The organism is Citrobacter farmeri (genome assembly GCF_019048065.1).
GTDB lineage: Bacteria > Pseudomonadota > Gammaproteobacteria > Enterobacterales > Enterobacteriaceae > Citrobacter_A > Citrobacter_A farmeri.
Map to the genome: position 1 here is coordinate 3496233 of NZ_CP077291.1, position 23014 is coordinate 3519246.

General features: G+C 53.1%; 26 protein-coding genes. 13 read left to right on the forward strand and 13 right to left on the reverse strand.

Going from position 1 to position 23014, the window contains the following annotated elements; genetic code table 11:
- The first annotated feature begins 129 nt into the window (after positions 1–129).
- Genes xseB through I6L53_RS16465 form a run of 4 tightly spaced genes read left to right on the forward strand, consistent with a single transcriptional unit; the run spans position 130 to position 4197 of the window.
- Positions 130–372, forward strand: a complete 243-nt coding sequence (gene xseB / locus I6L53_RS16450) for an exodeoxyribonuclease VII small subunit (RefSeq protein ID WP_042324547.1) — start codon at positions 130–132, stop codon at positions 370–372.
- Positions 373–1272 carry a (2E,6E)-farnesyl diphosphate synthase gene (gene ispA, locus I6L53_RS16455; protein ID WP_042324548.1) on the forward strand — a complete coding sequence of 300 codons (900 nt, stop codon included), beginning with the start codon at positions 373–375 and terminating at the stop codon, positions 1270–1272.
- Positions 1273–1303: 31 nt separating this feature from the next.
- Complete coding sequence (gene dxs / locus I6L53_RS16460; RefSeq protein WP_042324550.1) at positions 1304–3166, forward strand: 1-deoxy-D-xylulose-5-phosphate synthase; 1863 nt, start codon at positions 1304–1306, stop codon at positions 3164–3166.
- 56 nt (positions 3167–3222) lie between these two features.
- Positions 3223–4197, forward strand: a complete 975-nt coding sequence (locus I6L53_RS16465) for an aldo/keto reductase (protein ID WP_042324551.1) — start codon at positions 3223–3225, stop codon at positions 4195–4197.
- A gap of 101 nt (positions 4198–4298) precedes the next feature.
- Here I6L53_RS16465 and pgpA read toward each other — a convergent pair whose 3' ends face one another.
- From pgpA to nrdR, 6 genes are all read right to left on the reverse strand, one after another.
- Entirely contained in the window at positions 4299–4814 is a 516-nt protein-coding gene (gene pgpA, locus I6L53_RS16470) for a phosphatidylglycerophosphatase A (RefSeq protein WP_042324553.1), read from the reverse strand.
- A complete protein-coding gene (gene thiL / locus I6L53_RS16475) occupies positions 4792–5769 on the reverse strand; it encodes a thiamine-phosphate kinase (RefSeq protein ID WP_042324556.1) in 978 nt (325 codons plus the stop codon). The genes pgpA and thiL overlap by 23 nt, the downstream gene beginning before the upstream one ends.
- Before the next feature lie 77 nt (positions 5770–5846).
- Positions 5847–6266, reverse strand: a complete 420-nt coding sequence (gene nusB, locus I6L53_RS16480; protein ID WP_042285962.1) for a transcription antitermination factor NusB — start codon at positions 6264–6266, stop codon at positions 5847–5849.
- 19 nt (positions 6267–6285) lie between these two features.
- On the reverse strand, positions 6286–6756 hold the full coding sequence (gene ribH / locus I6L53_RS16485; protein ID WP_001021161.1) for a 6,7-dimethyl-8-ribityllumazine synthase: 471 nt from the start codon (positions 6754–6756) through the stop codon (positions 6286–6288).
- Positions 6757–6844: 88 nt separating this feature from the next.
- Entirely contained in the window at positions 6845–7948 is a 1104-nt protein-coding gene (gene ribD, locus I6L53_RS16490) for a bifunctional diaminohydroxyphosphoribosylaminopyrimidine deaminase/5-amino-6-(5-phosphoribosylamino)uracil reductase RibD (protein WP_042324559.1), read from the reverse strand.
- 3 nt (positions 7949–7951) lie between these two features.
- Positions 7952–8401 (reverse strand): transcriptional regulator NrdR, encoded by a 450-nt coding sequence (nrdR, locus tag I6L53_RS16495; RefSeq protein ID WP_042324561.1) that lies wholly within the window; start codon positions 8399–8401, stop codon positions 7952–7954.
- A gap of 152 nt (positions 8402–8553) precedes the next feature.
- Between nrdR and I6L53_RS16500 the strand changes: the two genes are divergently transcribed.
- Together I6L53_RS16500 and I6L53_RS16505 are read left to right on the forward strand one after the other, a co-directional pair.
- Complete coding sequence (locus tag I6L53_RS16500; RefSeq protein ID WP_042324563.1) at positions 8554–9093, forward strand: SadB/YajI family lipoprotein; 540 nt, start codon at positions 8554–8556, stop codon at positions 9091–9093.
- A gap of 297 nt (positions 9094–9390) precedes the next feature.
- Positions 9391–10275: a nucleoside-specific channel-forming protein Tsx gene (locus tag I6L53_RS16505; RefSeq protein WP_042324564.1), complete on the forward strand. Its 885-nt coding sequence runs from the start codon at positions 9391–9393 to the stop codon at positions 10273–10275.
- A 44-nt stretch (positions 10276–10319) separates the two neighbouring features.
- On the opposite strand, the gene I6L53_RS16510 is transcribed toward I6L53_RS16505, so the two are convergent.
- The 7 genes from I6L53_RS16510 to queA all read right to left on the reverse strand — a co-directional run bounded on the left by I6L53_RS16510 (position 10320) and on the right by queA (position 17010).
- Positions 10320–11012: a helix-turn-helix transcriptional regulator gene (locus tag I6L53_RS16510; protein WP_042324565.1), complete on the reverse strand. Its 693-nt coding sequence runs from the start codon at positions 11010–11012 to the stop codon at positions 10320–10322.
- A 15-nt stretch (positions 11013–11027) separates the two neighbouring features.
- Positions 11028–11393 (reverse strand): VOC family protein, encoded by a 366-nt coding sequence (locus tag I6L53_RS16515; protein ID WP_042324566.1) that lies wholly within the window; start codon positions 11391–11393, stop codon positions 11028–11030.
- Positions 11394–11545: 152 nt separating this feature from the next.
- Positions 11546–12517, reverse strand: coding sequence for a protein translocase subunit SecF (gene secF, locus I6L53_RS16520; RefSeq protein WP_042324567.1), 972 nt, complete (start codon positions 12515–12517; stop codon positions 11546–11548).
- Positions 12518–12527: 10 nt separating this feature from the next.
- On the reverse strand, positions 12528–14375 hold the full coding sequence (gene secD, locus I6L53_RS16525; RefSeq protein WP_072015756.1) for a protein translocase subunit SecD: 1848 nt from the start codon (positions 14373–14375) through the stop codon (positions 12528–12530).
- Between the two features lie 27 nt (positions 14376–14402).
- Positions 14403–14735 carry a preprotein translocase subunit YajC gene (gene yajC, locus I6L53_RS16530; RefSeq protein ID WP_042324569.1) on the reverse strand — a complete coding sequence of 111 codons (333 nt, stop codon included), beginning with the start codon at positions 14733–14735 and terminating at the stop codon, positions 14403–14405.
- A 22-nt stretch (positions 14736–14757) separates the two neighbouring features.
- Positions 14758–15885: a tRNA guanosine(34) transglycosylase Tgt gene (tgt, locus tag I6L53_RS16535; RefSeq protein ID WP_042324570.1), complete on the reverse strand. Its 1128-nt coding sequence runs from the start codon at positions 15883–15885 to the stop codon at positions 14758–14760.
- A 54-nt stretch (positions 15886–15939) separates the two neighbouring features.
- On the reverse strand, positions 15940–17010 hold the full coding sequence (gene queA, locus I6L53_RS16540) for a tRNA preQ1(34) S-adenosylmethionine ribosyltransferase-isomerase QueA (protein WP_042324571.1): 1071 nt from the start codon (positions 17008–17010) through the stop codon (positions 15940–15942).
- 92 nt (positions 17011–17102) lie between these two features.
- On the opposite strand from queA, the gene acpH reads away from it, so the two are divergent.
- The 7 genes from acpH to fba all read left to right on the forward strand — a co-directional run bounded on the left by acpH (position 17103) and on the right by fba (position 22950).
- Positions 17103–17684, forward strand: coding sequence for an ACP phosphodiesterase (gene acpH / locus I6L53_RS16545; protein WP_042324572.1), 582 nt, complete (start codon positions 17103–17105; stop codon positions 17682–17684).
- A gap of 134 nt (positions 17685–17818) precedes the next feature.
- On the forward strand, positions 17819–18421 hold the full coding sequence (locus I6L53_RS16550; protein WP_042324573.1) for a peroxiredoxin: 603 nt from the start codon (positions 17819–17821) through the stop codon (positions 18419–18421).
- A 461-nt stretch (positions 18422–18882) separates the two neighbouring features.
- On the forward strand, positions 18883–19326 hold the full coding sequence (locus tag I6L53_RS16555) for a PTS sugar transporter subunit IIA (RefSeq protein WP_042324574.1): 444 nt from the start codon (positions 18883–18885) through the stop codon (positions 19324–19326).
- Between the two features lie 5 nt (positions 19327–19331).
- Positions 19332–19619, forward strand: coding sequence for a PTS sugar transporter subunit IIB (locus I6L53_RS16560; protein ID WP_004099415.1), 288 nt, complete (start codon positions 19332–19334; stop codon positions 19617–19619).
- Positions 19620–19639: 20 nt separating this feature from the next.
- Entirely contained in the window at positions 19640–21031 is a 1392-nt protein-coding gene (locus I6L53_RS16565; protein WP_042324575.1) for a PTS ascorbate transporter subunit IIC, read from the forward strand.
- A gap of 66 nt (positions 21032–21097) precedes the next feature.
- The gene (locus I6L53_RS16570; protein ID WP_042324576.1) at positions 21098–22060 is read left to right on the forward strand and encodes a carbohydrate kinase family protein; all 963 of its coding nucleotides are present in this window, start codon (positions 21098–21100) and stop codon (positions 22058–22060) included.
- Between the two features lie 29 nt (positions 22061–22089).
- Positions 22090–22950, forward strand: a complete 861-nt coding sequence (gene fba, locus I6L53_RS16575; protein WP_042324577.1) for a class II fructose-1,6-bisphosphate aldolase — start codon at positions 22090–22092, stop codon at positions 22948–22950.
- The last annotated feature ends 64 nt before the right edge of the window (positions 22951–23014 follow it).

Genomic DNA, 23014 nt, shown 5'->3' on the forward strand with positions numbered 1-23014 from the left:
GCGTTATACCCTCAATAATTCGCGGGCAGCCAACGTACAGGCAGCCCGAAGTATGATGGGTAAGTTTGATAATTGCTCTGAGTCCGTTACCATATCAGGGCTGAAAATACTGAGAGTCAGACATTTATTATGGCGAAGAAAAATGAGGCGCCGGTCAGCTTTGAAACGTCGCTGAACGAGCTGGAGCAAATTGTAACGCGTCTGGAAAGTGGCGATCTGCCGCTGGAAGAGGCGCTGAATGAATTCGAACGTGGCGTGCAACTGGCACGTCAGGGTCAGGTAAAATTGCAACAGGCGGAACAGCGTGTGCAAATCCTGCTGTCTGACAATGAAGACGCATCTCCTACGCCTTTTACAGCGGATAACGAGTAAATGGATTTTTCGCAGCAGCTTCAGGCCTGCGTTGAACAGGCCAACCAGGCGCTGAGCCGTTTTATTGCCCCACTGCCCTTTCAGAACACTCCCGTGGTCGAAACCATGCAGTATGGCGCATTATTAGGCGGTAAACGTCTGCGTCCATTTCTGGTTTATGCAACCGGTCAGATGTTTGGTGTCAGCCTGAGCACGCTGGATGCCCCGGCGGCGGCCGTTGAATGCATTCATGCGTATTCGCTGATCCATGACGATCTGCCCGCAATGGACGATGACGATCTGCGTCGTGGTCTGCCGACCTGTCACATCAAGTTTGGCGAGGCCAATGCCATTCTGGCAGGCGATGCCCTGCAAACGCTGGCGTTCTCGATTATCAGCGACGCCCCGATGCCGGAAGTTGCCGACCGCGATCGGATCGCGATGATTTCCGAACTGGCGAGCGCCAGCGGAATCGCCGGAATGTGCGGCGGTCAGGCACTGGATCTCGACGCCGAAGGGAAACAGGTGCCGCTTGAGGCGCTGGAGAAAATCCATCGTCATAAGACCGGCGCACTGATTCGCGCCGCGGTTCGCCTGGGGGCGTTAACTGCCGGAGAAAACGGCAGAAATGCCCTGCCGATACTCGACAAATACGCAGAAAGTATCGGTCTGGCATTCCAGGTTCAGGATGACATTCTGGATGTGGTGGGCGATACTGCAACGTTGGGTAAACGTCAGGGCGCAGACCAGCAGCTTGGCAAAAGTACCTATCCTGCACTTCTGGGCCTTGAGCAAGCCCGGAATAAAGCCCGGGATTTAATCGCAGAGGCTCGCCAGTCGCTAAACCAACTGGCCGCACAGTCACTCGATACCTCGGCACTGGAAGCGCTAGCGGACTACATAATCCAGCGTAATAAATAAATGAACACTCTGTCTTACTTAAAGGCCTCTGATGAGTTTTGATATCGCCAAATACCCTACCCTGGCACTGGTCGACTCCACCCAGGAGTTACGATTACTGCCTAAAGAGAGTCTGCCGAAACTCTGCGACGAGCTGCGCCGCTATTTACTCGACAGCGTCAGCCGTTCCAGCGGACACTTCGCCTCCGGGCTGGGCACGGTCGAACTGACCGTGGCGCTGCACTATGTCTATAACACCCCGTTTGACCAGTTGATCTGGGACGTGGGTCATCAGGCTTATCCGCACAAGATTCTGACCGGTCGTCGCGATAAAATCGGCACCATCCGCCAGAAAGGCGGCCTGCACCCGTTCCCGTGGCGCGGTGAAAGCGAATACGACGTCCTGAGCGTGGGTCATTCCTCTACCTCTATCAGCGCCGGTATCGGTGTGGCGGTTGCCGCCCAAAAAGAGGGTAAAGATCGCCGTACCGTCTGCGTCATTGGCGACGGGGCGATTACCGCCGGAATGGCATTCGAAGCGATGAACCACGCGGGAGATATCAAACCCGACATGCTGGTCATCCTCAACGACAACGAAATGTCGATTTCCGAAAACGTCGGTGCGCTGAACAATCACCTCGCGCAGTTGCTCTCCGGTAAGCTCTACTCTTCCCTGCGCGAAGGCGGCAAGAAGGTATTCTCTGGCGTACCACCGATTAAAGAACTGCTCAAGCGCACCGAAGAACATATCAAAGGTATGGTGGTGCCCGGCACGCTGTTTGAAGAGCTGGGCTTTAACTACATCGGCCCGGTCGACGGTCACGATGTACTGGGGCTTATCACCACGCTAAAAAACATGCGTGATCTGAAAGGCCCGCAGTTCCTGCATATCATGACCAAGAAAGGTCGGGGCTACGAGCCGGCGGAAAAAGATCCGATCACCTTCCACGCCGTGCCGAAATTCGATCCGTCCAGCGGTTGTCTGCCGAAAAGCAGCGGCGGCCTGCCGAGCTATTCGAAAATCTTCGGCGACTGGCTGTGCGAAACGGCAGCCAAAGACAGCAAGCTGATGGCGATCACCCCGGCCATGCGCGAAGGGTCCGGAATGGTCGAGTTCTCGCGTAAATTTCCGGATCGCTACTTTGACGTGGCGATTGCCGAGCAGCACGCGGTGACCTTTGCCGCCGGACTGGCAATTGGCGGTTACAAACCGGTGGTGGCTATCTACTCCACCTTCCTGCAACGCGCCTACGATCAGGTGCTGCATGACGTCGCAATTCAAAAACTGCCGGTCATGTTTGCTATTGACCGCGCGGGGATCGTGGGAGCCGACGGACAAACTCACCAGGGGGCGTTCGATCTCTCCTATCTGCGCTGCATTCCGGAGATGGTCATCATGGCTCCGAGCGATGAAAACGAATGCCGCCAGATGCTGTTTACCGGCTATCACTACAGCGATGGTCCTACGGCGGTGCGCTATCCGCGCGGAAATGCCGTCGGCGTTGAGCTGACGCCGCTGGAAAAACTGCCGATCGGGAAAGGCGTGGTGAAGCGTCACGGCGAGAAGGTGGCGATCCTCAATTTCGGTACCTTAATGCCGGAAGCGGCGAAAGTCGCGGAATCCCTTAATGCTACGCTTGTCGATATGCGCTTTGTGAAACCACTGGATGAGGCACTGATCCTTGAAATGGCGGCGCGTCATGACGTGCTGGTGACGCTGGAAGAAAACGCCATTATGGGCGGTGCCGGCAGCGGCGTGAACGAAGTGCTGATGGCGCATCGCAAGCCGGTTCCGGTGCTTAACATCGGCCTGCCGGACTTCTTCATTCCGCAGGGAACGCAGGACGAAGCCCGCGCCGAGCTGGGTCTGGATGCCGCAGGCATTGAGGCCAAAATCAAGGCCTGGTTGGCATAATCCCCTCTTCGCTCCTGCTATGCTTAACCCATAACGAGCATAACAGGAGCGAAATAATGCAATACAACATCTTAGGAAAAACGGACCTTCGGGTTTCCCGCCTTTGTCTGGGCTGCATGACGTTCGGCGAACCGAATCGCGGCAACCACGCCTGGACGCTTCCGGAAGAGAGCAGTCGCCCTATCATCCAACGTGCCCTTGAAGGCGGCATCAACTTTTTCGATACCTCGAACAACTACTCAGCCGGCAGCAGCGAAGAGATCGTTGGCCGCGCACTGCGTGATTTCGCCCGCCGTGATGAAGTCGTCGTCGCCACCAAAGTGTTTAATCGGGTGGATGACCTGCCTGAAGGATTATCCCGCGCACAAATTCTGCGTTCAATTGATGACAGTCTGAGACGACTGGGAATGGATTACGTCGATATCCTGCAAATTCACCGCTGGGATTACAACACGCCGATCGAAGAGACACTGGAAGCGTTAAACGATGTGGTCAAAGCCGGTAAGGCACGTTATATCGGCGCGTCGTCAATGCATGCGTCGCAGTTTGCCCAGGCGCTGGCGCTGCAAAAACAGCACGGCTGGGCACAATTTATCAGTATGCAGGATCACTATAACCTGATCTATCGCGAGGAAGAGCGCGAAATGCTGCCGCTGTGCTATCAGGAAGGCGTGGCGGTAATCCCGTGGAGCCCATTGGCCAGAGGGCGTCTGACACGTCCGTGGGGAGAAACCACGGCACGCCTGGTCTCTGATGAAGTAGGGAAAAAGCTGTATAGCGAAAGCGACGAAAACGATGCGCAGATTGCCGCACGACTGGCAGGTGTAAGCGAAGAGCTCGGCGCGACGCGGGCCCAGGTGGCGCTGGCGTGGCTGTTGAGCAAACCTGGCATTGCCGCCCCGATTATCGGTTCATCGCGGGAAGAACAGTTGGATGAGCTGCTGAATGCCGTAGATCTCACGCTGAAACCCGAGCACATCGCCGAACTGGAAACGCCGTATAAGCCGCATCCTGTAGCCGGATATAAATAAGAAAACGTGCCGGATGACGGCGTAACCGCCTTATCCGGCCTACAAAATACGGACATCATACCGGGTAGGCCGGATAAGCGCAGCGCCATCCGGCATCGTCATCAAATAACCCCAATCGGCCAGTGGTGTCCGATGAAATAGAGGATCCCGGCGGAAATTACCCCGGCAACAATATCGTCCACCATGATCCCCATCCCGCCATGTACATTGCGATCGAACCACCGGATCGGCCATGGCTTCCACATATCGAGAATACGGAAAATCACAAACCCGGCGGCAACCCACTGCCAGTCGTTGGTCGGCAGCGCCATTAGCGTGATCCACATTCCGATAAACTCATCCCAGACAATGCTGCCGTGATCGTGCACGCCCATGTCTTTTGCCGTTTGATGACAAAGATAGACGCCGATACAGATCCCCAACATCACCACCAGCGAATAGAGCTGCCACGGCAGGAAAGTCATCAGGTACCAGAAGGGGATCGCTGCCAGCGAGCCCATCGTACCGGGAACAATCGGGCTGAGACCGCTGCCAAATCCGGTAGCCAGTAAGTGCCACGGGTTAAGCAGATTCAGACGGCTTTTGGCGACATCTTTATGGCGTGGCAAAATGGTCATATCCTTTCCAGTCAACAGTGACAGGCGTTCCGTCACGCATGAAATGAATCCCTTCGACATCTGCACTCATCTGCCCAATGCAGGTAAAGGGGACGCCAAGCTGGCCCATTGCCACCTCCAGCGCACCGCGATTTAGCTCCGGTACGGTAAAGCATAACTCGTAGTCTTCGCCGCCAGACAGCGCCCAGCGTAGCGCCTGTTCCGATTCGACGTGACGCGTCATCGCCTCTGACCAGGGCAGCGCATCGAGATTGACTCGCGCGCCGCAGGCGCTGGCGTTAACAATATGCCCAAGATCGGAAATCAGCCCGTCAGAGAGATCAATCGCCGCGCTGGCCAGATCGCGCAGCGCCTGGCCTTGCAGTATGCGCGGCGTCGGACGCAGGTGACGTTTGAGCAGATATTCCCGGTCGGCAACATCGGCCACCTGCAAGCGGTTCAGCAAAATCGCCAGGCCTGCGGCGCTGTCGCCCGGCGTGCCGGTCACGTAGATCCAGTCGCCCGGTTTTGCCCCGCCGCGTTTCAGGGCGCGTCCAGCAGGAACAAAACCGTGGATCCCCAACGTCATCGACAGCGGCCCCCGGGTGGTGTCGCCGCCAATCAGTTGCATATCGTAATAATTCAGGAGATCAAACAGACTGTCGCTGAAGGTTTCCAGCCAGCGTTCATCCACTTCAGGTAAGGTGATCGCCAGCGTCAGCCACGCCGGATCGGCGCCCATTGCTGCCAGATCGCTTAAGTTCACCGCCAGCGCTTTGTACGCCAGATCGGCAGGATCAATGTCAGCCAGGAAATGGTTACCCGCCACCAGCGTATCGGTGCTGATCGCCAGCGTCTGTTTATCGGGGATGTTCAGAAGTGCGCAGTCGTCGCCAATACCGGTTTCGACGTCAAGACGAGAGCTTCTGACACGGTCAAAATAACGGGCAATCAGGGAAAACTCGCCGCATGCCATACGTTATGCCTCAGCAGAAAAAATGAAAAAGCCGCCAGGGGAGAGGAATTGCTTCCACTTCACTGACGGCCTGGAGATTACTTTTTGTTGGGGCGAATCGCAGGCGCTGCTTTATCCAGAACGCCATTGACGAACTTGTGACTGTCTTCTGCACCGAACGTTTTCGCCAGTTCGATCGCTTCGTTGATGGCCACTTTGTATGGCACATCACTACGTTTAGACAGCTCGAACAGCGCAATACGCAGTACGGCTTTTTCCACCTGACCCAGCTCTTCCAGCAGCCGGGACAGATAGGGCTTCATCAGGCCATCCAGGTACGCGCTGTTAGTCGCCACCCCGGACAGCAGTTCACGGAAGTACATGACGTCTACATCTTTCACGTCCTGTTCTGCCAGGAACTGGTATTCAACATCAGCGATGTCGTTCTGGGACAACTGCCAGGAGTAGAGCGCCTGAACGGCACACTCACGGGCGCGGCGACGAGCAGCAGGTTTCACGGATTTCCCCTTACAAAAATCAGGCCTTAATGGCTTTCAATACATTAATCATTTCAAGCGCGGTCAGTGCAGCTTCCGCGCCTTTGTTGCCAGCTTTGGTGCCAGCACGTTCGATAGCTTGTTCAATGCTTTCGGTAGTCAGGACGCCAAAGGCGACCGGAATTTCGCTGTCCTGAGCGACATGCGCCAGACCATTGCTTGCACCGCCAGCGACATATTCGAAGTGAGCTGTGCCGCCACGGATTACCGTACCCAGCGCAATCACCGCGTCGTATTTACCGGTTTTCGCCAGCGCACCCGCCGCCAGCGGCAGTTCATAGGCACCAGGAACCCAAACAACGGTAATGTTTTCATCTTTGACCTGACCAATGCGTTTCAGGGCGTCAATCGCACCTTCCAGCAGGCTGTCATTGATAAAGTTGTTGAAACGCGCAATGGTGATGGCGACGCGAGCGTCCGGAGTAGCAACGTTAGCTTCAATAATGTTCATATTCTTCCTTCGGGTTCGATATGGCCCCGTAAGGGGGGCGGATTTTATCATAATATTCTGTGCGCTGCTTCCTCTAATTAGGAAAGCCTCACGCAGGGGTTAAATGCAGGCAAACGTCCGGGCCCACCTGACGTATCTCATTGAATTTGAAATGGGGGGCGTCTACCAGTTTCTCAAGCCCTGGCAGCACACATAATCCCCTGGCGTCACTGCCTAACAGTGTAGGCGCAAGATAAACGATAAGCTCGTCAACCACGCCAGCCTGTAAAAGCGCGCCGGCAAGCGTTGGCCCGGCTTCCACCCACAGACTGTTAATCTGCTGTTTGCCCAGCAGCATCATCAGCACCACCAGATCCAGATGACCGTTATGCTCCGGCACCATAATCGTGCGGACCGAATCCGGCCAGACGCGCGCGTCTTCTTTCGTGCGCGCAATCCAGGTTTCTCCTGGCTGCTGAACCAAACGGTGTTCCGGCGTCACGCGGTTCTGGCTGTCGACAACAATCCGCACCGGCTGGCGCAGGGCATCCTGCGGGTAAACCGCCTGCGTCGCCTCGCCCAGTTCCGACCAACGCACGGTGAGCTGCGGGTCGTCTGCCAGCACCGTCGCGCTGCTGGTTAAAATAGCGTGGCTTTGCGCCCGCAGACGCTGAACATCGCGTCGCGCCTGCGGCGACGTTATCCACTGGCTTTCGCCGCTGGCCATCGCCGTGCGACCATCCAGCGAGGCGCCGAGCTTCAGTTGCACATACGGAAACCCGGTGCGCATCCGTTTAAGAAAACCTTTATTTAAGGCTTCGACTTCGCTCATCATCAGCCCGTGGCTGACGTCGACTCCCGCCTGTTGCAGTCGATATAACCCGCGTCCCGCCACTTGCGGATTGGGGTCCTGCATCGCCGCAACCACACGGGAGACACCAGCGGCGATCAGCGCATCGCAGCACGGCGGCGTGCGACCGTGATGGCTGCACGGTTCAAGCGTGACGTACGCTGTGGCCCCTTTAGCCTTTTCGCCAGCCATGCGCAGAGCATGCACTTCCGCATGCGGTTCGCCAGCACGGTGATGATAACCTTCGCCGACAATCTCGCCATGGTTGACTATCACGCAGCCGACATTAGGGTTGGGATGGGTGGTAAACCGCCCGCGCTGCGCCAGCTTCAGCGCTCGCGCCATGTATAACTCATCCTGCATGGCTTAATCCTGTAGGCGAGCGATCTCTTCGCCAAATTCTTTGATATCTTCGAAACTGCGGTAAACCGAGGCAAAGCGGATGTAGGCGACTTTATCGAGTTTTTTCAATTGTTCCATCACCAGATTGCCAATCATTTTACTGGGGACTTCACGCTCGCCGGTGGCCCGCAACTGCGACTTAATGTGATTCAACGCCATTTCGACGTCGTCGGAACTCACCGGACGCTTTTCCAGCGCGCGTTGCATTCCACTGCGCAGTTTTTCCTCATTAAACGGTTCGCGCACGTCGTTGCTTTTTACAACGCGCGGCATCACCAGTTCTGCCACTTCAAAAGTGGTGAAACGTTCATTACAAACCAGACACTGCCGACGGCGGCGTACTGAAGAGCCCTCGCCCACAAGACGAGAGTCAATTACCTTAGTGTCTACGGCGAAACAGAATGGGCAATGCATACGGCGTCCTGACCAGGTGGTTAACAGAAATCTATTTTAACCTGAACTGACGTGACAACAAAGGCGCAACGCTTTTGAGACAATGGATCGATGTCTTTGCGCATTTTACGATCTACCATTAGGTTATCGCGACAATTCAGGAAATAAGAGAGATGACAAGACGTTACCTAAGAATTCTCCTGGTGGGAAGTCTCTTTAGTCTGAGTGCCTGTGCGCAACAAAGTGAAGTGCGCCAGATGCATCAAAGCGTTTCGACACTCAATAAAGAGATGAACCAGCTTAATCAGGAAACGGTGAAGATTACCCAGCAAAACAGTCTGAACGTCAAATCAACCAGTGGCGTTTATCTGTTACCGGGTTCCAATACGCCTGCACGTCTGAACAGTCAGATAGGCACACTGCGCATGTCGCTTATCAACATTGCGCCAAACGCCGCTGGCACGCGGGTGACGCTGCGTATTCAGGGAGAGTCAAACGATCCGCTGCCAGCGTTTAGCGGCACCGTTGAGTATGGACAAATTCAGGGAACAACTGACAATTTTCAGGAAGTGAATGTCCAGAATCAGTTGATTAACGCCCCGGCCAGCGTGCTGGCACCAAGCGATGTGGACATCCCGCTACAGTTGAATGGCATAACCCCCGATCGATTAGGATTCGTACGTATCCACGACATCCAGCCTGTTACGCAATAAACCTTCCTGCGGAACGTTTTGTGCGTTCCGCAACATCCACCGGCCATCTTTTGTTACTCCTCTGACATCAACGTCATTTTTTGTCAACGTTGGCAATCGGCATGAAAGTCAGTACAATCGCCGCGCTAAAGTACGCAAACGTGAACGCAATCGATTACGCACATGATAGAACTGTGAAACAAGACATATTTTTGTGAGCAATGATTTCTATAATAGGCTCGCAGAAACACGAAATATTCAGAAACGCTATTTGCGCCTTTTTCACTCCCGTCAGGGATTTCAAACAGTGGCATACATATGAAAAAAACATTACTTGCAGCCGGTGCCGTGCTCGCGCTCTCCTCGTCATTCACCGTCAACGCCGCGGAAAATGACAAACCGCAGTATCTGTCCGACTGGTGGCACCAGAGCGTCAACGTCGTCGGGAGCTACCACACCCGTTTCGGACCCCAGATCCGTAACGATACCTATCTGGAATATGAAGCTTTCGCGAAAAAAGACTGGTTCGACTTCTATGGCTACATGGATGCGCCGGTATTCTTCGGCGGTAACACCGACGCGAAAGGGATCTGGAACCACGGTTCTCCGTTGTTTATGGAAATCGAACCGCGTTTCTCCATCGACAAACTGACCGGCACCGATCTGAGCTTCGGTCCGTTTAAAGAGTGGTACTTCGCCAACAACTACATTTACGACATGGGTCGTAACAAAGATGGCCGTCAGAGCACCTGGTACATGGGTCTGGGTACGGATATTGATACCGGCCTGCCGATGAGTCTGTCTCTGAACGTGTACGCCAAGTACCAGTGGCAGAACTACGGCGCTGCAAACGAAAACGAATGGGATGGCTACCGTTTCAAAGTGAAATACTTTGTTCCGATTACTGAACTGTGGGGCGGTAACCTGAGCTACATCGGCTTCACCAACTTTGACTGGGGTTCCGATCTGGGCGACAACGACTTCTCCGATCTGAACGGCAACAAAGCGCGAACCAACGACTCCATCGCCTCCAGCCATATTCTGGCGCTGAACTACGACCACTGGCATTACTCGGTCGTGGCCCGTTACTGGCACAATGGTGGTCAGTGGAACGACGATGCTGAGCTGAACTTCGGTAAAGGCAACTTCAACGTTCACTCTACCGGTTGGGGTGGTTACCTGGTTGTCGGTTACAACTTCTGATAACGTCCCTTTCCCTGCAAAAGCCAGCCTGACCGCTGGCTTTTTTATGCGTGCGTTTCGTTACGGATCTTGCGTAAAAAATCGCTGAGCGAACGGTCGGCGCGCTCGCAAAATCGTCTGTCGAGCGGCGTGATGCTCAAACAGCGATCGACACGAAAACAGCGATAGTCTTCGCGCCGCTCGCACCAGGCCACCAACAGCCAGAACTTCCCTTCGAAGAAGATCCCTAACGGCTGCACATCCCGCCAGGAAAGCTGCCCCGCTTCGTCGCGATAATGCAGCGCCAGCACCTGCTGGCTGGTCACCGCCCGGTGAATCATATCGAACGCGCTGCGTGAATGCAGTTGTTCGCCAAAGTCCGGCGCGAAGATGCGCGCCTGTTCGGCTTTGCGCCGGCTTTCTTCCGGCAAAATCGCCAGCACCTTTTCCTGCGCCGACTCCAGTTCCCTGGAGAGCAAATCGCCTCCCCAGGTGTGCAACAGACGAATGGCGGCAATCAGCGCTTCAGACTCCCGATGTGTCAACATCAACGGCGGGAGATCAAACCCCGCCATCAGACGATAACCGCTCCCCGCCTCCCCCTCGACCGGCACGCCCGAGAGCGAGAGGTCACGGATATCACGATAGATCGTCCGCTCCGAAACCTCCAGCCGCTCCGCCAGCAGCGCTGCCGTTGTCAGCCGCCTGCCACGCAGGATCTGTACTATCTGGAACAAGCGGTCAGCGCGACGGGTCATAATTGCTCTCTGTGATTAAGCCGGTTGATGTAAACCCACACGGTTACCTTCGCTGTCGGTAAACAACGCTATGGTGCCGATCTCTTTACCGAGATCAAGTGGGCCAAAAACGCATTTACCGCCCGCGCTGGCAACGCGATCCAGCGTGGCGTCAAGATCCCCGGTATGCAGATAAATAATCGCCCCCTGCACTGAAGGTGCGATGCCGTCAAACTTCGCCAGCGCACCGCCGGTAGCCGGTTCGTCATACGGGAAAACCGCCAGATCGGCGAAGTCCATTTTTTCACGACGTAGCGACAGCCCCATGACCGGCTCATAAAACGCAATCGCTCGTTCCATATCCGTCACGGGAATTTCAAACCAGTTGATAATGCTCTTCATCCTTCCTCCTGCCTGTATGGGTAAGTTCAGGAAGAGAATAAAACAGGGCTCCTGACAGCATAGTGTCAGTAGGGTTTGCGGGACAAGAGAAAGACAGAAAAGAAAAATCCCGATCGAGTGACCGGGATTTTAGGCGTTAGCTGAACGTCGGTTTACGGCAGAATAGACGGCTGATCCGCCCCTTCTTTCTCAACTTTCTGCTGCAGCATATGCTCGCGCTTCATGCCAAGCTTCAGCGCCAGCGCCGATGCTACGTAAATGGATGAGGCCGTACCGATAGACACCCCGATCAGCATGGTCAGCGAGAAGCCTTCCAGCACCGGACCACCAAACAGGTACAGCATCAGGATCACCATTAACGTCGTACCGGAGGTAATCAACGTACGGTGCAGCGTCTGGGTCAGTGACACGTTAAAGATTTCGTAAGGCGTCCCGCGACGAATTTTGCGGAAGTTTTCACGAATACGGTCAGAAACCACGATGCTGTCGTTAAGCGAGTAACCGATAACAGACATCAGCGATGCCACGATAGTCAGGTCGATCTCAATGTGGAACAACGACAGGATCCCAAGCGTAATGATGACGTCGTGCGCCAGCGCGATAACTACACCCGCCGCCAGTCGCCATTCAAAACGGATACCGACGTAAACCAGGATTGAGATCAGCGCCGCCAGCAGCGCCATCGCACCGGTTTGCGCCAGATCGGCACCCACGCTCGGTCCGACGAATTCAATGCGCTTCACCGCAGCGTTCTGGTTGGTGGATTCGTTAATCACACTCAACACTTTGCTGCCCAGCACCTGACCGCCGTTTGCCCCTTCGGTTGGCGGCATACGGACCATGATGTCGTGGCTGCTGCCGAAGTTCTGTAAAAGCGGATCAACAAAGCCCGCTTTTTCCAGCGCGTCGCGCATCACGTCCATCTCAGCCGGTTTTTCCAGCGTGATTTCAATCACCGTACCACCGGTGAAATCGAGACCCCAGTTAAAGCCGCGCACGCCCATCACGATGATGGCCAACACCAGCAGAAGGCCTGAGATGCCGAAAGCCCAGTAGTCCCAGCGCATAAAGTCGATGACTTTACGGCCGTGGTTCAATTGTTCAACAGTATATTCCTGTGCCACTTCGCACTCCTCAGATTGACAGCTTTTTGACGCGCTTGCCGCCATACAACAGGTTTACGATGGCACGAGTACCGACGATCGCGGTAAACATCGACGTCGCCACACCGATACCGGTAGTAATCGCGAACCCTTTAATTGCCCCGGTGCCAACTGCGTACAGGATGATGACCTTGATCAGCGTTGTAATGTTCGCATCAAAGATGGAACTGAACGCGCCCGCGTACCCTTCGTTGATCGCCTGCTGCACCGAACGTCCGTTACTCAACTCTTCTTTGATACGTTCGTTGATCAGGACGTTCGCATCGACGGCGACGGCAAGGGTTAAGACGATCCCCGCAATCCCCGGCATACTCAGCGTAGCCCCCGGCAGCAGCGACATAATGCCGACAATCAATACCAGGTTAGCAATCAGCGCGCTGGTCGCAATCAGACCAAATTTCTTGTAGAACAGAATCATGAACAGGATGGAGATGGCCAGACCGGCCAGACACGCTTCCAGACCCTGCTTAATGTTTTGCATCCCCAGGGTTGGACCGATGGTCCGTTCTTCAACAATCTGAATCGGCGCAATCAGCGCACCCGCACGCAGCAGCAGAGAGAGCTGACGCGCTTCGTTCGGGTTGTTGATCCCGGTAATACGGAAGCTGTTGCCCAGACGAGACTGGATGTTGGCGATGTTAATCACCTCTTCCTGTTTCACCAGTACCGCACGACCGTTCGCATCTTTCTTACCGCTGTCTTTATACTCCACAAACAGGGTCGCCATCGGTTTACCGATGTTGTCCTTAGTGAAGTTAGACATGATGTTGCCACCTGCGCTATCCAGCGAGATGTTCACCTGCGGTTGGTTGTATTCGTCCTGGCTTGAAGTGGAGTCTGTGATGTGGTCACCGGTCAGGATCACGCGTTTGTACAGCACGACCGGCTGACCTTCACGCGACTGTTTCACTTCGGAATCACCCGGCACACGACCGGAAGCCGCCGCAGACTGATCAACGTTGGTGTTAACCAGACGGAACTCCAGGGTTGCCGTCGCGCCAAGAATCTCTTTCGCACGCGCCGTGTCCTGAATACCCGGCAGCTCAACCACGATACGATCCGCGCCCTGACGTTGTACCACCGGCTCGGCAACGCCCAACTGGTTAACACGATTACGCAGGATGTTGATGTTCTGTTGTACCGCGTATTCACGCGCTTCGCTCAGACGCGCGTCGGTCATCACCGCACGCAACGCATTGCTCCCCTGGCTTGTGATCACCAGATCCTGGTGACGCTTGCTAAGGTAAGCAATCGCTTTATCACGCGCGCTGGCATCACGGAAGTTAATGCTCAGGCCGTAATTGTCTTCTTTACGAACGGTGGTATACGGGATGCCTTCTGTACGCAGATCGCTGCGCAGGCTGTCGATATTTTGTTCCTGCAATTTACCCAGTGCAGTATCCATATCCACTTCCATCAGGAAGTGAACGCCGCCACGCAGGTCAAGACCGAGTTTCATCGGTTCTGCTTTGATGGCCGCCAACCAGCGCGGCGTTGCCGGAGCAAGGTTAAGCGCCACGACGTATTTATCACCCAGCACGTCCACCAGCGCTTCACGTGCGCGCAGTTGGGTATCGGTGGTGTCGAAGCGCGCAAGAATTGCGCCTTCTTCCAGTGCCACAGACTTAGCGGTAATTTTTTCTTGTTGTAACGTATTCTGGACCTGGATCAGCGTTTGCTCACTGGCGGCGACACCGCGCGCGCCAGTGATTTGAACGGCCGGATCCTCACCATACAGGTTGGGAAGCGCATACAGCAGACCGACGACAATGACGACGATCAGCATGATGTACTTCCACAAAGGATAACGGTTTAACACGGCAGTTCCCTTAGGGAAAAGTTACTATTACAGCGCCTTCATGGTGCCTTTCGGCAGAACGGCAGCTACGAAGTCACGCTTGATAACCACTTCAGTGGTATCGTTCAGTGCGATAGCGATGTAACCAGATTCTGCAACTTTGGTCACTCGACCTACCAGGCCACCGTTAGTCAGGACTTCATCACCTTTCGCGATGGAGGCCATCAGATTTTTATGCTCTTTGGTGCGCTTCTGCTGTGGACGCAGGATCATGAAATAGAAAATCAGACCAAACACTACCAGCATCAGAATCAGAGACATCGGGCTGCCCTGCGCCGGAGCACCTGTTGCCGCTACCGCATCAGAAATAAAAAAGCTCATTCAAATTCCCTCATTATTAAAATTAATCAACGTTCAAAGGTGGAACCGGTCGACCCTGACGTTGGTAAAAGTCGGTCACGAAGCTCTCTAATTTACCCTCTTCAATAGCCTTGCGTAAACCCGCCATCAAACGCTGGTAGTAACGCAGGTTATGAATCGTGTTGAGTCGCGCGCCCAATATTTCGTTGCAACGATCAAGATGATGCAAGTAAGCACGTGAATAATTGCGACAGGTGTAGCAATCACACTCCGCATCGAGTGGACTGGTGTCGCTCTTATACTTCGCATTCCGAATTTTCACCACGCCATCCGTCACGAACAGGTGACCATTACGGGCATTACGGGTTGGCATCACGCAGTCGAACATGTCGATGCCACGACGTACGCCTTCAACCAAATCTTCTGGTTTACCGACGCCCATCAGGTAACGCGGTTTATCTGCCGGAATTTGTGGGCAAACATGCTCCAGGATGCGATGCATATCTTCCTTCGGCTCACCCACAGCCAAGCCGCCGACAGCGTAGCCATCAAAGCCAATCTCTACCAGACCTTTCACAGAGATATCACGTAAATCTTCGTAAACGCTGCCCTGAATGATGCCAAAAAGCGCATTTTTATTGCCCAGGCCGTCAAAACGGTCGCGACTACGCTTCGCCCAGCGCAGTGACATCTCCATCGATCGTTTAGCATAGTCCCAGTCCGCCGGATACGGCGTGCATTCGTCAAAAATCATGACAATATCGGAACCGAGATCGTACTGAATCTCCATCGACTTTTCTGGATCAAGGAAAATCGGATCGCCGTTGATCGGGTTGCGGAAATGCACGCCCTGTTCGGTTATCTTACGAATATCCCCCAGGCTGAAGACCTGGAAACCACCGGAGTCGGTCAGGATCGGGCCTTTCCACTGCATGAAATCATGTAAATCGCCGTGCAGCTTCATGATTTCCTGACCCGGGCGCAGCCAGAGATGGAAGGTATTACCGAGGATAATTTGCGCGCCGGTCGCTTCAACTTCTTCCGGCGTCATGCCTTTAACGGTGCCGTAGGTCCCTACGGGCATAAAAGCAGGCGTTTCCACTACGCCACGATCAAACACCAGGCGGCCACGGCGGGCGCGTCCGTCGGTGGTATCCAGTTCGAATTTCATTTTTTCTCCAGTACGTCAGAAAAACAGTCCAACGTGTCAACCTGCGCCGCGGATTTATTCCCCAACGCGTTCATTCAAAGCCTGCGGATTGTACGTGATAAACATCGCGTCACCGTAGCTAAAAAAGCGATAATTTTGTTCTACCGCAGCCTTGTAGGCATTCATCGTATGCTGATAACCGGCAAACGCCGAGACCAGCATAATCAATGTCGATTCAGGCAGATGGAAGTTGGTCACCAGAGCATCAATCACGTTGTATTGATAACCTGGGTAGATGAAGATTTGTGTGTCGCCAAAGAACGGTTCAATGAGCGCGTTCTTCGCCGCCTGCGCTGCACTCTCCAGAGAACGCACTGAGGTCGTGCCCACCGCAATCACCCGGTTGCCGCGTGCTTTCGCCGCCAGCACCGCGTCCACTACCTCTTGCGGCACTTCCGCATACTCAGAGTGCATGATGTGATCTTCAATGGTATCCACACGCACCGGCTGGAACGTCCCCGCGCCGACATGTAGCGTCACAAACGCCATCTCAATGCCTTTCTCGCGCAGTTTATTCAGCAACGGTTCGTCGAAGTGCAGACCTGCGGTCGGTGCGGCAACGGCGCCGGGTTTTTCGCTATAAACCGTCTGGTAAAGCTCGCGATCGGCGTCTTCATCCGGACGGTCGATGTACGGCGGCAACGGCATATGACCGATAGCATTGAGAATGTCCAGCACCGGACGCGCGTCGTTAAATTCCACCTCAAACAGCGCACCGTGGCGGGCCGTCATCGTCGCGTTGATGTTTTCGTCATCGCCAAGCAGCAGTTCTGCTCCCGGTTTCGGCGCTTTGGAAGCGCGAATATGTGCGAGGATGCGTTTGTCATCCAGCATGCGCTCAACAAGGACTTCAATCTTGCCGCCGCTTGCTTTGCGGCCAAAAAGACGTGCCGGGATCACGCGAGTATTATTGAAGACCAGCAGATCGCCAGGGTTGAGCTTATCGAGCAGATCGGTGAAAGTACCATGCGTCAGCGCGCCCGTCGGCCCGTCCAGCGACAGCAAGCGGCAGCGACTGCGCTCCGGCTGTGGATAGTGGGCAATCAGGGATTCGGGTAATTCAAAGGAAAAATCGGTAACGCGCATGACACTGACTCAGACTAAAATAAGAGGCGGGTAGTCTAGTGCCGGGGCGCTCTCCCTGCAACCTTTACCCACTTTTGGACAGATAACAGACCATGAATTTTTTAGCTCACCTGCACCTTGCACATCTCGCTGACAGCTCACTTTCCGGCAATCTGCTGGCCGATTTTGTGCGGGGGAATCCGCAAGCGAACTTTGCGCCTGATGTGGTGGACGGTATTTTTATGCATCGTCGAATCGATGTGATGACCGACAACTTGCCGGAGGTCCGCGAGGCGCGCGAGTGGTTTCGCAGCGAAACCCGTCGCGTCGCGCCCATCACGCTCGACGTGATGTGGGATCATTTTCTCTCTCGCCACTGGACGCAACTCTCCCCGGACTTCCCATTACCGGCTTTTGTGCGTTACGCCCATGCCCAGGTCGAGATTATTCTGCCGGAATCTCCCCCGCGTTTTGTAAACCTGAATAACTACCTGTGGTCGGAAAAGTGGCTGGAGCGATACCGTGATATGGACTTCATCCAGGATGTCCTTAATGGGATGGCCAGTCGCCGCCCCCGTCTTGATGCCCTTCGCGACTCCTGGTATGACCTGGATAACCATTATGATGCGCTGGAAGAACGCTTCTGGCAGTTTTATCCGCGCATGATGACACAGGCGAAAAACAAACAACTTTAATATTTAATAGTTGTGCCGATTGATAGGTAAAAGCTCGCTGAACGATTGTCAGGGCCTCTTTGTCTTATTCGCCATCACCTTCTATACTGGCCCGCGTTGCGTTCCAAAAACCCTTAACTTTGCAGGAGAATAATATGGTACTGGTGACTCGTCAGGCTCCGGATTTCACAGCAGCTGCGGTACTCGGTAGCGGTGAGATTGTTGAAAACTTCAATTTCAAACAGCACACCAACGGTAAAGCGACCGTTCTGTTCTTCTGGCCAATGGATTTCACTTTCGTTTGCCCGTCTGAACTGATCGCGTTCGACAAACGTTACGAAGAATTCCAGAAGCGCGGCGTTGAAGTAGTTGGCGTTTCTTTTGACTCTGAATTCGTCCACAACGCATGGCGTAACACCCCTGTCGACAAAGGCGGCATCGGTGCAGTGAAATACGCAATGGTTGCTGACGTTAAGCGCGAAATTCAGAAAGCCTACGGTATTGAGCACCCGGAAGCGGGCGTTGCACTGCGTGGTTCTTTCCTGATTGACGCGAACGGCGTGGTACGCCACCAGGTCGTTAACGACCTGCCGCTGGGTCGTAACATCGACGAAATGCTGCGTATGGTTGACGCGCTGCAGTTCCACGAAGAGCACGGTGAAGTTTGCCCGGCGCAGTGGGAAAAAGGCAAAGAAGGTATGAACGCTTCTCCGGACGGCGTCGCAAAATACCTGACCGAGAACGTCTCCAGCCTGTAATTGGCATGAATTAACGAAACGGCTCGCTACGGCGAGCCTTTTTTATGTTCTGGCCGCCAGAGCTTACCCTCTCGCAACACCCTCTTAACTCATCACCATACAAATATTGATATCGTAAATGAGTTAAATCGCCCTTTGGCCTGATTTTTGCCAACTCGTTCAAACTTTGAAAAAAAAGCCCCCCATTATTTGTGATTGAAATCGCATTCCTTCATTTTAAATTCAGACATTTGACCGCTTATCTTTACTTTTCGTTTCTTCCGCGCAAAAAACAAGCAACGTAACCTATTGATATAAAACAATTTAAAAAACATGTCATCTGTCGACAAAATAATTCCAACATTCCCCTGATGTGATCGGCTTCAACATTTAAAAATCCATATGTGATCTGAGCCATCATTTTTGTTGCTATATTTGGCCATGATCACATTCAGAAATATGAACGCATTAAGGATCGGATGATGGATATTATTTTTAACCCTGGACTGATTACGCTTAAGCAGAATATTTCCAGCCCCGAGCAGGCTATTGAACTGGCTGGCTCGTTACTGGTCCGGCAAAATATTTGTCGCCCGGAATATGTCAGTGAAATGGTTAAGGTCTACCGGGATTTCGGTTCCGCCATTGTTATCGACTATGGCCTGGCGATGCCCCATGCCCGGCCAGAAAAAGGCGCATTGCTAACCGGATTTTCTTTAGTCACCAGTCAACAACCGATCGCCTTTGGCCATGAGGAGTTTGATCCGGTTAATGTCATCATCGCCATCGCGGGCGCGGATGCCGATAGTCATATAAAAATGATCCAATTGATCGCCTCGCTGATTGAGTCCGATATCGTGACCTTTCTTCAACAGGAGAAGGATATTAATTCAGTATTACATTTCATCCAAAAACAAATGGAGTAGTCATTATGTTAGTTATCAGAACGGTTTGTGGTAACGGTATTGGCAGTTCATTAATGGCTGCGAATAATGTCAAAAAAATATGTGATGAATTAGGCATCAAAGCCGACGTTGCTTCCGTTGATTTCGCAAACGCCGTAGGAGAAAAAGCCGATCTTTATGTCACGATCAAAGAGCTGGCAAACCAGTTTCCTGCCCACTGTAACGTCGCCATTATTCGTAGTTACGTGCACAAAGCGAAAATTGCTGAAGATATTACCGAAGCACTCACCAAAATTGCTGCAACTCACTCTTAATCATTATTGAGGGAACGATCATGCAGGCTATTCTTAGTTTCTTATCAGAAATATTTAGCCAACCCGCATTCCTGATGGGAATAATCGCATTTGTCGGTTTAGTGGCGCTGCGCTCTCCCGGGAATAAATTACTCACCGGTACCTTAAAGCCTATTTTAGGGTATTTAATGTTAAGCGCAGGTGCTGGTGTTATTGTTGCCAACCTGAACCCGCTTGGCGGAATTATCGAAGCCGGATTTAATATTCGCGGCGTTATCCCTAACAACGAGGCCATTGTTTCTGTCGCGCAGAAGGTTCTGGGTGTGGAAACCATGAGTATTTTTCTGTTAGGTTTTATTTTTAACCTCATCATTGCTCGCTGTACCAAGTACAAATATATCTTTCTGACCGGCCACCACTCCTTCTTTCTGGCCTGTCTGTTCTCCGCGGTACTACAGGCAGCAGAATTCCGTGGCTGGATGTTAGTGTTAATTGGCGGATTCTTGCTCGGCTCATGGTCAGCCATTTCTCCGGCAATCGGTCAGCGTTATACCAAACAGGTGACTGAAGACGGCGGCATTGCGATGGGGCACTTTGGCTCTCTGGGCTATTACATCTCAGCCTGGATCGCGACAAAAACCGGAAACCCGGCAAACTCATTCGCCGATACTGAAATATCAGAAAAGTGGGGTTTTCTGCGCGATACCACGGTCACAACCGGGATTGTGATGTTCATTATCTACTTTGTATGCAGCGCCGTTGCCGGCACTGAATATCTACGTACGATAACGGATCAGAACATGTTGATCTTCTCTATCCTTACCGGTCTGCAGTTCGCGGTTGGCGTCGCCATCGTCTACAACGGCGTGCGGCTGATCCTCGGCGATCTGGTTCCGGCATTCCAGGGGATTAGCCAGAAGCTGATTCCTGATTCGATCCCTGCCGTTGACTGCGCGGTCTTCTTCACCTTTAGCCCAACTGCAGTCGTCGTGGGCTTTATCAGCTCATTTGTTGGCGGTCTGGTCGGTATGCTCATGTTGGGTGGCCTGGGAATGGCGCTGATTATTCCAGGCATGGTACCGCACTTCTTCTGCGGCGGGACTTCCGGGGTATTCGCCGACAAGCTTGGCGGTAAGCGCGGCTGCATCATCGCCTCCTTTATTGGCGGCATATTCCTTGCGTTTCTTCCAGCCATGCTGCTCCCGGCGTTGGGTAACCTGGGGTTCGAAAACAGCACCTTCGCTGACTTTGACTTCGCGGTGTGGGGAATCATTATCGGTAACGCTTTCACCCAGTTTGGACAGATCACTATCTATCTGATTTGTCTGGCGCTTATCGTCGCGCTGCTGGTGCCATTCTGCTTCCGTTCGGTTCGCGTCGTCGGTGACACGCTCAGCTATGAGGAGCTCACTGCGGATAAGAAAAATGAATAAGCAGTTTCATTTTTCCCTGCGGGAAGGGATTTCTTCCCGCAGCTGACAAAATAATCAGGAGTTGTTATGGCTATCTTGTCCATTGGGTTTTCATGTTTTGATCAGTTTTTCTTTTTGAACGAATGGCCGCAGGAAAATACGAAAAATTTCTGCCATGACTTTATTGAAAGTGGCGGCGGTCCGGCAGCAAATGCCGCATGGCTACTGGGATTATGGGGCGAAGATGTTTATTACATCGGCCATCTCAACCAGGATCTGTACGGTCGACGAATTATCGATGAGTTTGCTGAAGCGGGCGTCGATACCAGCCAGGTCGTCTTCTCCGATGAAATGATCACGCCGCTGGCATCGGTGCTGGTGAACCGCTTAACGGGTTCGCGGACGATAATTACCCGTAAAATGCAGACGCCACCTTCGCTAACCTATGATCAGAAGCTCAGGCTTGACGATCTGGCTGAACGGTTGATTGCATCAGAAGAACCTGTAACGCTATTAATTGATGGTCATGAAGCCGAAATCAGTGAATATTTAATCAAGAAACTACCCTCGGCACGGGTAGTCATGGATGGCGGTTCATTACGTGACAGTAATATAAAGCTAGCAGCCTGGACCGATTACTTTGTGGTTAGCGAACATTTTGCCCGTGACTATATGGGATATCGTGCCCTGAGTACCGAAGCGGAAATTAAAGCAGCACTTATCGAGTTAAATAAAATTTGTCGCGGGGAAGCATTTATTACGCTCGGGGAAAAAGGTTGTGCGCTATTAAAAAATGGCATGCTGCACATTGTGCCTGCCTGGCTGTGCAATGCCGTTGATACCACCGGAGCAGGAGATGTATTCCACGGAGCCTTTACTTACGGCGTTCATTACTCATGGCATATTGATAATATTATCTTATTTGCCAGCCTGACCGCCGCGATTTCAATAGAGAAAAAAGGCGTACGCGAATCAATGCCGGATCTCGCCGTTGTTCACAATTCGTTGAATAGCTACGAAAGAAACTTAAAGCAATATTATGGCGAGTAATGGCTTTTAATTAATATCAAGAGGTGATTATGTTAGTTTCTATGAAGGACATGCTTCAGCATGCCCTACGGGACGGTTATGCCGTAGGGCAATTCAATATTAATAATCTGGAATGGGTGGGTGCCGTATTAAGCACCGGACAACAACTGCGCTCTCCGGTTATTTTAGGCGTTTCCGGCGGTACGGTTAAACATATGCTGGGGTTAAAATGTATTCATGACATCGTGGTTAATGCGATGGACTATTTAAACATTGATATTCCGGTCGCACTGCATCTGGATCATGGGACTACCCGCGAAGCTTGCGAAGCGGCTATCGAAGCCGGATTCAGTTCTATTATGTTTGATGGTTCGCACCTGCCGTTTAACGAGAATCTGGCCATCACCCGTCATCTGGTTGAGCTGGCCCACAGCAGAGGTATTTCGGTTGAGGCTGAACTCGGCACCATCGCCGGTAGCGAAGACGGTATTGTCAATTCCGAGGTTATTTACGCCGATCCCCAGGAGTGCTACACCCTGGTCAAAGAGACCCAGGTCGATTGCCTTGCAGCCGCGCTGGGTTCAACCCATGGCTTGTATAAAGGCAAAGCTAAACTGGGGTTTACGGAGATGAAAGCCATTTCAGAGCAAGTGAAAGTACCTCTGGTATTGCATGGCGGCACCGGTATTGCAGACGACGACATGCGTAAAGCCATTGCCTGCGGTACGGCAAAAATTAACGTCAATACTGAAAATATGTACGCCTGGTGCCAGGAAGTGAAAGCGATATTTGCCGCCGATACCGGTCACGACGTGAACGATCCGCGAAAAGTGATCAATCAGGGGCTGAAACCGGTACGCGAGATGATTGCGCGGCGCATCGAGCTTTTTGGCTCGCAAAACCGCTATTAGAAACGTGTTGCGTTATAGGCTTACGTCCTGTCAGGGAGAAACCCGCCGCCGGACAACGCCGGGG